Annotated in this window: 9 protein-coding genes; 1 reads left to right on the top strand and 8 read right to left on the bottom strand. The window is 71.7% G+C overall.

The genetic code is table 11. The annotated features are described in order from the left end of the window. The 8 genes from G5C60_RS54160 to G5C60_RS17140 all read right to left on the bottom strand — a co-directional run. Positions 1 to 940 (bottom strand): D-glycero-alpha-D-manno-heptose-1,7-bisphosphate 7-phosphatase (locus tag G5C60_RS54160; protein ID WP_420907379.1); only part of this gene is annotated, 940 nt, incomplete at its 3' end. Beyond that, positions 937 to 2,025: a glycosyltransferase family 2 protein gene (locus tag G5C60_RS17170; RefSeq protein ID WP_165260092.1), complete on the bottom strand. Its 1,089-nt coding sequence runs from the start codon at positions 2,023 to 2,025 to the stop codon at positions 937 to 939. The genes G5C60_RS17170 and G5C60_RS54160, both read right to left, overlap by 4 nt. Further along, complete coding sequence (locus tag G5C60_RS17165) at positions 2,022 to 3,689, bottom strand: carbamoyltransferase family protein (RefSeq protein WP_165260090.1); 1,668 nt, start codon at positions 3,687 to 3,689, stop codon at positions 2,022 to 2,024. The genes G5C60_RS17170 and G5C60_RS17165 overlap by 4 nt, the downstream gene beginning before the upstream one ends. Positions 3,690 to 3,778: 89 nt before the next feature. Then, complete coding sequence (locus G5C60_RS17160; RefSeq protein ID WP_165260088.1) at positions 3,779 to 4,747, bottom strand: UDP-glucuronic acid decarboxylase family protein; 969 nt, start codon at positions 4,745 to 4,747, stop codon at positions 3,779 to 3,781. 454 nt (positions 4,748 to 5,201) lie between these two features. Then, positions 5,202 to 5,729 (bottom strand): hypothetical protein, encoded by a 528-nt coding sequence (locus tag G5C60_RS17155; RefSeq protein ID WP_165260086.1) that lies wholly within the window; start codon positions 5,727 to 5,729, stop codon positions 5,202 to 5,204. 139 nt (positions 5,730 to 5,868) lie between these two features. Further along, positions 5,869 to 6,444: a GerMN domain-containing protein gene (locus G5C60_RS17150; RefSeq protein WP_206439634.1), complete on the bottom strand. Its 576-nt coding sequence runs from the start codon at positions 6,442 to 6,444 to the stop codon at positions 5,869 to 5,871. Beyond that, positions 6,441 to 7,913: a sensor histidine kinase gene (locus tag G5C60_RS17145; protein ID WP_165260084.1), complete on the bottom strand. Its 1,473-nt coding sequence runs from the start codon at positions 7,911 to 7,913 to the stop codon at positions 6,441 to 6,443. Before G5C60_RS17145 ends, G5C60_RS17150 begins: the two co-directional genes overlap by 4 nt. 35 nt (positions 7,914 to 7,948) lie before the next feature. Next, complete coding sequence (locus G5C60_RS17140; RefSeq protein WP_165260082.1) at positions 7,949 to 8,650, bottom strand: response regulator transcription factor; 702 nt, start codon at positions 8,648 to 8,650, stop codon at positions 7,949 to 7,951. A 137-nt stretch (positions 8,651 to 8,787) separates the two neighbouring features. Here G5C60_RS17140 and G5C60_RS17135 point away from each other — a divergent pair, with 137 nt between their 5' ends. Next, positions 8,788 to 9,630, top strand: a complete 843-nt coding sequence (locus tag G5C60_RS17135) for an SGNH/GDSL hydrolase family protein (RefSeq protein WP_165260080.1) — start codon at positions 8,788 to 8,790, stop codon at positions 9,628 to 9,630. The last annotated feature ends 30 nt before the right edge of the window (positions 9,631 to 9,660 follow it).

The following is a 9,660-nucleotide window of genomic DNA, read 5'->3' as shown; positions in this document are numbered from 1 at the left end:
CAGCCCGGTCCACCGACCCCGGCCGACCCGGCAGAGCCTCCGCCCGACGCACACCCCCGACCCCACGCCCGGACTCCGACCCGCCCGCCGCACGACCCGCCAGAAACGCGCCCTCAGCCCGGTCCACCGACCCCGGCCGACCCGGCAGAGCCTCCGCCCGACGCACGCCGTCGCCCCCGTGCCCGGACTCGGGCCCGCCCGCCGCACGGCGCGCCGGGTTCACGTCCTCGGCATCATCCACCGGCCGCGGCCGCTCCGGCACAGTTTCCGGCCGGCGCACGGACTCCGGCCCGTCAGAACCCGCGCTCTGCACCAGCCGCACTGCTGCGAGCAGGTCGGGGGCCGTGGTGTCGGCGGTTTCGATCTCCTCGGGGCGGGTGATGGGGGTCGGCACCAGTACGCCGCGGGCGCCGGCGGCGCGGGCGGCTGCCATGTCGGCGCCGATGTCGCCGATGACGGTGGTGCGTTCGGCGGAGACGCCGAGTCGTTCGCAGGCGGCCAGGATCAGGCCCGGGGCGGGTTTGCGGCAGCCGCAGCCGTCGTCCGGTCCGTGCGGGCAGACCGCCCACACGGCGAACGGACCGAGGAGGTCCTCCACCCGGCGCCGTACGGCCTCGACTTGACGGTACGTCAGCATCCCGCGGGCCACACCCGACTGGTTGCTCACGACCCCGACCGGAATCCCCAGGGCGCGTACCGCCTCGACGGCCTCCCGCGCCGACGGCATGGGTTCGACCCGCGCCGGGTCGCCGTTGTAGGGCACGTCCACCACGAGCGTGCCGTCGCGGTCGAACAGGACCGCCGCCGGAAGGTCGCCGCCCGGGTCGGACCGTGACGGCGGCGCGTCCGGGCGGGCGTCCGGAGGCCCGTCGAACAGCCACGATCCGGTCGCGGAACGCGCGAGGACCTCCGGGGGCCGGGGTGTCGAGGAGCCGGTCATGGGCGCACCCGTTCCAGGAGAGGCTGCCGGGGTTCGCGCGGCGGCTCACCGGCCTCGTACGGGCCGAGCGGCAGCGTCCCGCGGTGTCCGGCCTGCCCGCGCAGCCAGTGCCAGGTGGCGGCGGGCGGGATGAGCACACTGGTCAGGGCCATGGTGATCACCTCGTCCCGGGTCCGCGGCCCCGGCGCGATCCGGGCCAGCGCGAATTCGGCGGTCCCGGCCAGCCAGGCGGCAGCACAGGCCACGGCGGCGCGGCGCCTGCCGAGCACGGCGCAGGAGAGGGCCGCGACCGCCGCTCCGGTCACCGCCAGGTGGCGGGGCCGGCGCCCGCGTGGCGCTCCGGCCCGGCTCCGCCAGTCGCGGCCGTGGCGCCGGGTCATCAGTACGTCGTCCGCGTTGCCCGCCTGGAGACGTACGGAGATCCAGCGGTCTGCCGGACGCACCGGATGGGTCGTGGTCCGGGTCCCGGCGGTCAACGTCCAGCCGGCGGCGAGCACCCGCAGGGCAAGGTCCGCGTCCTCCCGGAAGGCGCGCCGGAACCGTTCGTCGAATCCGCCGACGGCCTCCAGTGCCTCCCGGCGGTACGCCATGTCGGCGGTGATCCACCGTGCGGTGGCGAGCCCGGCGGTATTGCGTTCCCAGTCGTTCGGCCTGCGGTCCACCGGCAGCGGCACTGCGATACGAGCCGTGATCCCGGCGGTGCGGTATGTCGCCCCCGCGAGGTCAAGGACGAGGTCGTCACCCCAGGTGTGGCCGGGCACCACATCGTCGTCGAGGAAGACGATCCAGGGCACACGACCGGCCGCCCGCCACCCCGTGTTGCGCGCCGCGGCCGGTCCCCGGGCGCGGCCCCGCACGACGGTGGTGACGGAACGCAGGGCGACCGGGACGTCGACCGCGAGGGGTGTGCCGCCGGTCTCGGGACGGTCGTCGACGAGGATCATCCGTACCGGCTTGGGGCCTTCGGCATCGGCCAGCGCGCGCAGGCATCCGCCCAGGCTGGGGCGTCCCAGCGTGGGGATGACGACGGCGTACGCGTCGTCGGCCGGCTCCGCCGCCTCTTCTCCTTCTCCGTACTCCGTCATCGCACTCCCCCTTCGGCCGCGGCGGAGCGGAAGAAGCTCTCGCGCCGGATCGCGTACGGGCCGATGGCCAGCAGATCGACGGGCGAGGACCCGAAGCACTCCAGCGCGTCGCGCGGGTCGTCCACCATGGGCCGGCCCGCCGTGTTCAGGCTGGTGTTGACCACCACGGGCAGTCCGGTGAGCCGCTCGAACTCGCTGAGCATGCGGGCCACCAGCGGGTCCTGGGCCGGATCGACGGTCTGGATACGGGCGGTCCCGTCGACGTGCACGACAGCCGGGATGCGCTCCCGCCAGGCCTGCGCCACGTCGTGCACGAAGAGCATGTACGGGCTCGGCAGCGGACCGTCGAAGACCTCCGCGGCGCGGTCGGCGAGCACCATCGGCGCCACCGGCCGGAACTGCTCGCGGCCCTTGACGTCGTTGAGCCGTTCCAGATTGCCCGCGTGCCCGGGATGGGCCAGCAGCGAGCGGTGGCCGAGCGCCCTGGGACCGTACTCCGAGCGGCCCTGGAACCAGGCGACGATCCCGTTGTCGGCCAGGGCGCGCGCCACGGTCGCGGCGATGTCCGGCGGCCGGTCGAAGGGCACGGCCGCCGTCTTCAGCCAGGCTCCGAGCTCCGCGTCCGACCAGTCCCGGCCGAGGTCGGCCCCGGTCATGGGCTGCGGCTCGTCCCCTCCGCCGGCGGCCAGCAGCAGGGCGCCGCCCAGAGCCGTACCGGCGTCACCGGCCGCCGGCTGCACCCACACCCGGGAGAACGGGCCCTCGCGGGCGATCCGCGAGTTGGCGACACAGTTGAGCGCGACGCCTCCGGCGAGGGTGAGCACGCTGTGGTGCGTCCTCCCGTGCAGCCAGCGGACGAGATCGAGCAGCGTCTCCTCCAGTACGGCCTGGGCGCTTGCGGCGACATCGGCGTGGTCCTGCGTCCAGGGCTCGTCCGGGCCGCGGGGTGCGCACAGTTCGTGCCAGGGCACCGCGGTGGCACGGAACCCGCCGTCGCCCGTGGGATACACGTGGCGGCGCAGTTCGGGCAGCATGCGCGGGGTGCCGTGCGCCGCGAGGGCCATCACCTTGAACTCGTCGGAGGAGCGCAGGAATCCGAGGTGTTCGGTGAGCTCTTCGTAGACCAGCCCCAGGGAATGCGGCAGTTCCTGCGCGCAGAGGGGTTCCAGCCGGTCCCCGACCCGGTACGCGGCCAGATGCGAGGCCCGTTCCCCGCGGCCGTCCAGGACGAGTACGGACGACGGCTCGGCGTCCGGCGCGGCGAAGGCGCTCGACGCGGCGTGCGCCATGTGGTGCGGTACGAAGCGGACGATGCCCGGATCGAGGCCCGGCAGCGCGGTCTTGAGGAAGCCGGGCGCCTCGCGCGCGTACGTCAGGCGCAGCTGGTCCCAGGGGTCGTCGAGGCCCATGGACTCGGCCGGGCGGGCGAGCGCCGGGTCGAAGGAGTAGGTGACCGCGTCGAGATCCTGCGGGCGCAGCCCCGCGCGCTTCAGGCACCAGGCGGCGGCCTTCTCCGGAAGTTCCCAGGCGGAGAACGGCACCGGCCGCTTCCCGTGCTTGCGCCGGGAGAACCGCTCCTCCTCCGCGGCGGCGACGGTCCTGCCGTCGATCACGAGAGCGGCGGCCGGATCGTGGAAGAGGGCGTTGATTCCGAGGATGCGCATGGGCGGGTTCCCAGGTCTTTCGGCGGATCGGGGCGAAGGCGGCGCCGCCTGACAGGGAGTCGGCGGGGACGGCTGCGCGGTGCGTGGGATCAGCGGTCGGCGGTCGCGTGGTCGCAGAACCAGGCGATCGTGCGGCGCAGCCCTTCTTCGGCGGTCACCCGCGGTTCCCATCCGAGCTTGTCGCGGGCCAGCGCGATGTCCGGGCAGCGCACGGCCGGGTCGTCCGTCGGTCGTTCGATGAAGCGGATCTCCGAGCGGGATCCGGTGAGTTCGATGACGAGCCGGGCCAGCTCGAGCATGGTGATCTCGGTGGGATTGCCGATATTGACGGGGCCGCGCATCCCGTGCGCCGCCGCCGCGAGAATGCCGCGCACGGTGTCGTCGACGTAGCACAGGGACCGGGTCTGGCGTCCGTCACCGGTGACGGTGAGGGGTTCACCGTTCAGCGCCTGCCGGACGAAGGTCGGGACGGCGCGGCCGTCGTGCCCGCGCATGCGCGGGCCGTAGGTGTTGAACAGCCGCACGATGCCCGTGTCGCTGCCGTGGGCTTCGGCGTGGGCGGTGGTCAGTGCCTCACCGAAACGTTTGGCCTCGTCGTACACGCTGCGTGGTCCGACCGGGTTCACATGGCCCCAGTACCGCTCGTCCTGGGGGTTCTGCTGTGGGTCTCCGTAGACCTCGGAGGTAGAGGCGAGAAGAAAGCGGGCTCCGGAGCCGTGGGCGAGTTCCAAGGCGTTGCGCGTGCCGAGGCTGCCGGTCTCCATCGTGTGCAGGGGCAGCCGCAGATAGTCGGCCGGGGATGCCGGGGAGGCGAAGTGCAGTACGAGATCGGGTGGCCGCTCGACGGTGAGTCCCTCGGCGACATTGGCCTGCACCAGGGTGAATCCGGGTCGGTCGAGGAGCGCGGCCACGTTCTCGGGCCGGCCGGTGCTGAAGTCGTCCACGCAGGTGACCGCCGCACCCGAGTCCAGCAGGGCGGAGCACAGGTGCGAACCGACGAAACCGGCGCCGCCGGTGACGACGGCGTGGTCCCAGTTCCGTGAGAGAGCGGTACTCATTTCGATCTCCTCTGTACGCGACGACGGCGTATCGGCCCCTGTTTTCGCCGCCGGGCTCCTGATGTGGCCGAAGGCCGTCGAGCTCTCGATCAGCGTCCGCCGCGGCGGCGCCGGGGGCTCGGTGGTGTACGGCATCCGGGTGACTCACGCAGAGCGAAGGCGGACACCTGATGCCTGGCTGGACAGGCCGCCGTGGCGCTGTTATCGCCGGGTTACTGCCGGCTGGACGCGCACTCGGCAGCCGTCGTCACAGCCGGGCCGGGAGTCGACGCGCTGCCGACGGGGCCGTGCATCGCCGCCCCGCCGGCCGACGACAGAAGCACAGCGTGGGCAGGCCTCGGCCACGTATCGCATGCTTTGACGTATCGCTTGGTTCTTGACATGCGTCACCGGTTTCCCTGCCGACCGCGGGACATGCCTGTGCCCCAGGCAGTCGGAGCGGGTGCTTCCGGTTTCAGGCGGTGAGCGCCTGTCCCGGCTTCAGTCGGTCCAGGAGATCGGCGTGGTGGAGTTCGGCTACGGGCGAGAGGAAGTCCGGATGGCGCAGCAGCGCTGCCGCCCGCCGGTCGCGCTCATCGGGAGCGACCAGACGCCGGAACTCGGCCGGCGAACCGGCCGTGTGGCCGGAGTCGGCGAGTGCGGACACCGCCCTCTCGGCCAGCGTCGGATCGGTGAGCAGACATGCCGCCCAGCTCGCCACGACCTCGTCCACCCAGGTACGCCACGCGTACGCGTCCGCGTCGTCGGCCCCGGTGCCGTCCGCACCCGTGATCCAGTCGAGCCGGGCGGATCCTCCGGGGCCCGCCATCCCGACGAGCGCGGCATCCATCGGCGTCGGATAGCGCAACCACGCCGCGACGATCACGGCCTGCCGGGCCTGCACCTCCGAGAGAGCGGAGTCCAGCGCACCACCGCCCGACGGATACGAACACGTCAGCCACTGAGCGGTCGCCGCTATGACCGGGGAGAGATCTGCGTGCACTGGCTGTCCGAATTCGCTGGGGAACGTGGAGAAAGACGCTAGCCCGCGGCTCCGCTGAGGGAAATGGCACAGGTCACGGAAACGACGTTGCTTCGCCCACATCGTCGGTTCGAAACAGCGGCCGGTGACCGGCGGTGTGTCAGCCGGTCACCGGTGTCACGTTGCCGTTCGGACCACAGCGGACTGTCCAGGGCGTCCGGGAGCGAGTGAGGTTCTCGTGGATGCGGATGTCGACCTGTGTGGCGGGTTCGTTGCCGGGGACTTCGGCGTGGGCGGCGGTGCAGGCGATTTGACTGACCGTCGTGACGTCGAGGTCGCCGGAGCCGACTTCGCCGGGAACGAGGACGTCGACGGCTCCCTTGGTCGTGGTGGCGGTCAGCTGTCCGGCCATCGGCGGCACTTGGGTGATCAGGCCGCGGTCGCGTTCGGCGGGGGTGGGGCCTTCCAGAAGGAGGTCGAGGGCTCGCTGGGGGCTGAGTGGCCGGTCCGTGGGGCGTGAGACGGAGCGAATGCCGTAGGGGCCGGCGAAGTACAGGCGCACGGAGTGGGCCTCGGTGCCGGGCTGCCGGATGCCGGATGCCGGTGCACCGGCATGCACCGGGCCGGTGGGGCTGATTCCGCATCCGGCGGCGGTGGCGGCGAGCAGGACGGTCAGGGCGCCGAGGGCGGCTCTCCTGGTACGGCGGCCGGTCCTGGCCGTGGGTCGGTGGGTCATCGCTGTCCCTGCGGGGAGGTGGCGCGAGGCAGTCTGAGGGTGAAGGCGGCACCGCCGTCGGGGGCGTTGGCAGCGGTGAGTGTGCCGCCGTGCAGGAGAGCGTTTTCGTAGGCGATGGCCAGGCCGAGACCGCTGCCTTCGGATCGAGTACGTGCCGTGTCGGCTTTGTAGAAACGTTCGAAGACATGCGGGAGTGCCTCGTCAGGGATGCCGGGTCCCTGATCGGTGACGGTGACGACGGCCTGGTTGTTCTCGGTTCGGGCGGTGACGGTGACGGGCGGACGTCCATGGCGCAGTGCGTTGGTGATGAGGTTGGCCAGGATGACGTCGATGCGGCGGGGATCGGCGCGTACGAGGACTTCGTCGGCCAGGTCGGCACGGACGCGTTCGTCGTGGGCCCAGCCGCGCAGTTGGAGGGTCTTGGCCGCGATGGTGCGCAGGTCGGCTTCCTCCAGGTGGACGGGGGCGGCGTTGGCGTCGAAGCGGGAGACTTCCATCAGGTCTTCGACCATGCGGGCGAGGGTACGGATCTCCTCGCTGACGAGCTGGACGGCATCGGCTGTGTCGGGGGGCAGGATGCCCGAGGCGGCATCCTCGTCGAGGACTTCCGTGACGGCGGTCATGGCCGCCAGTGGTGTACGGAGTTCGTGCGCGACGTCGGCGGCGAACCGGCGTGCGCCCGCTTCCATGCGGCGCAGCTCGGCGGCGTCTTTCTCCAGGGTGTGGGCCATGGTGTTGAAGGAGTGGGTCAGATCGGCGAGTTCGTCGTGGCCCGCGGCGTCGAGGCGGGTACCGAGTTCCCCGGCGGCGATGCGTTCGGCCCCGTGGTGCAGCCGGCGTACGGGACGCAGGACGCTGCGAGCCGCGAAGAGGGCCGGTACGAGAGCGAGGGCAAGCGCGGGGATGGCACCGGCCTGAGCTGCGGTGACCAGGGCGGCGATGTCGGCTTGGTCGTCGTCGAGGGGGAAGGCGGCGTACACGGTCAGTCCGGAACGTTTGCCCGCGCTGTCGGGCCGGCCGGGGTCACCGGCGTAGGCGACGGGCATCCCGAGCGCCAGCCAGGGGCGGCCGGCGCGTTCGACCCGTTGGTAGGCCGCCCGGCCGTCGTCCTGGACGGCTTTGCGCAGCCCCTCCGGCACGGGTGGCGTGCGGGGAGAGGCCGAGACCGGTTTGCCACCCTTGTACGAGGCCGAGGAGTGCCACGCCCGCCAGCCTCCGGCCTGGTCGAGCTGGCGGGTCAGGCTACGCAGGTCTTCGGTGCGGGGTGGGAAGGTCAGGTCGGTCGCGAGGGAGTCGAGCTGGGTGCGCAGGTCGGCGACGGCGGTGTTCTGGGTGCGCTCCAGGATGGCCGAGCGGGCCTGGTGGAAGGTGAGTCCGGCCGTGAGCAGGGCGCCGAAGGCGGCGGCCAGGAGGAAGGCGACGACGAGCCGCACACGCAGACCACGGGGCACACGCAGACTACGGGGCATGCGCAGACCACGGGGCATACGCGGCTCGAGGTCCATCACAGGGGACCGAAGCGGTAGCCGAAGCCACGGACGGTCTGCACGTACAGCGGCTTGCGCGGATCGTCCTCGATCTTGGCTCGCAGCCGCATCACGCAGGCGTCGACCAGGCGGACGTCGCCGTAGAAGGAGTGCTCCCAGACCTGTTCCAGGAGCTGCTGGCGTGAGTAGACCTGGCCGGGAGCCGCGGTGAGGAACAGCAGCAGCTTGAGCTCGGAAGGCGCCAGGGACAGTTCGGAGCCGTGCTTGGTCACCACCAAGGTGGTGCGGTCCACCGTGAGGTCCGCATAGTGCTCCGCACCTGCCACCGCTGGGGGTCCCGTCCGGGTGTCCTGGGCGGGCGCGACCCGGCGTAGGACCGCTCTTATGCGCGCTTCGAGGATCTCCGCGCCCGCCGGTTTGACGATGTAGTCGTCGGCGCCCGCTTCCAGGCCGACGACCATGTCGATCTCATCACCCCGCGCGGAGAGGATGATGATGGGTATCTGCTTGCTCTCTCTGATCCGGCGGCACACTTCCAGGCCGCTCATGTTCGGCAGCATCAGGTCGAGCAGCACCAGGTCGGGCCGGTAACGCTCCAGGGTCAGCAGTCCGGTCTCGCCGCTGCCTGCGACCTCCACCTCATGCCACCGGCGCTTCAGAGCGAGGGCGACACCCCTCTGTACGGCGGGGTCGTCTTCGATGAGCAGGACTCGTGCCATGGGTTTGTGCGCTCTTCTCCAGCCGAACGGGTGTCTTCTACCAGGGTGCGCACAGCGTATGACGCCCCGTTTCGCGTTCCATGATGAAACGATGACAGGCCGCCCGAGGGGCGATCGCGTGGACTGTGCTGGAGCGCATGAACGCCAAGACCACTTACTCGCCACGGCTTCGGAGCGCCCGTCGCCTCGCCGGGCTCACCCTCGCCGCCGTCGCGGCCACGCTTCCCCTTACCGCCTGCCAGGGTTCCGGCAACGGTTCAGAGACCGCGGCCGATGGCCGCACCGAGACAGCCGGCACAACCGGCGACCAGCAGGCGTCCGGCAACGAGAAGCGGGACGCCAAGCCGCACAAGCTCCTGTGGATGGGCGACTCCATCGCGGAGGCCCAGGCCCCCGCCCTCGGCGCGGCGATGAAGGCCGGCAACGTGGATTTCAAGTCCGTGGCATCCACCGGCGGCGGCGGAGTCATCGGCGAGATCGCGGCGCCCACGTGGGAGACCCTCCCGAAGGCACTGGAGTCCTTCGAACCGGACGTCGTCGCCTATCAGGTCACCACCTACGACTGGGGCACCCGGGACGAACAGCGCGCCGCCTACGAGCGTCTGGTCAAGACGGTGAACAACGCGGGCGCCGACCTTCTCATCGTGTCCGCACCGCCCTTCAAGATCGACGACTTCTACAAGCCGCACGAGGCCGCGCTCAAGACCGCGCCCCAGTCCGCCGAGGACGTGGCGGACAAGCACCCTGACACGGTCCGCTACCTCGACGCCTCCGCCCTGTGGGGCACCGACAGCAACTCGGCCAAGGCCCAGCGCGGCAAGGACGGCATCCACTCGTGCCAGCAGGGCTCGGCCGCGTTCGCTGCTTGGTTCGGCGAGGAGCTCCAGAAGCGGTACGGCTTCACCCCGCCCGAGGTGAACCAGTGGGCCACCGGGCCGTGGACCGGCGAGAAGGTCTACAGCCAGCTCGGCTGTCGGTAGTCGAGGCCTCCTCGCCGTCCGAGGGCCGAC

The organism is Streptomyces scabichelini (assembly GCF_011045015.1).
GTDB classification, from domain to species: domain Bacteria; phylum Actinomycetota; class Actinomycetes; order Streptomycetales; family Streptomycetaceae; genus Streptomyces; species Streptomyces scabichelini.
Note: the sequence above shows the minus strand (reverse complement) of the source record. Positions and strands in the feature narration are given on the sequence as shown.

Coding starts and splice junctions, on each gene's coding strand:
- G5C60_RS17170 (WP_165260092.1), bottom strand. CDS start 2,025: ATGACGGAGTACGGAGAAGGAGAAGAGGCGGCGGAGCCGGCCGACGAC.
- G5C60_RS17165 (WP_165260090.1), bottom strand. CDS start 3,689: ATGCGCATCCTCGGAATCAACGCCCTCTTCCACGATCCGGCCGCCGCT.
- G5C60_RS17160 (WP_165260088.1), bottom strand. CDS start 4,747: ATGAGTACCGCTCTCTCACGGAACTGGGACCACGCCGTCGTCACCGGC.
- G5C60_RS17150 (WP_206439634.1), bottom strand. CDS start 6,444: ATGACCCACCGACCCACGGCCAGGACCGGCCGCCGTACCAGGAGAGCC.
- G5C60_RS17145 (WP_165260084.1), bottom strand. CDS start 7,913: ATGCCCCGTAGTCTGCGTGTGCCCCGTGGTCTGCGTGTGCGGCTCGTC.
- G5C60_RS17140 (WP_165260082.1), bottom strand. CDS start 8,650: ATGGCACGAGTCCTGCTCATCGAAGACGACCCCGCCGTACAGAGGGGT.
- G5C60_RS17135 (WP_165260080.1), top strand. CDS start 8,788: ATGAACGCCAAGACCACTTACTCGCCACGGCTTCGGAGCGCCCGTCGC.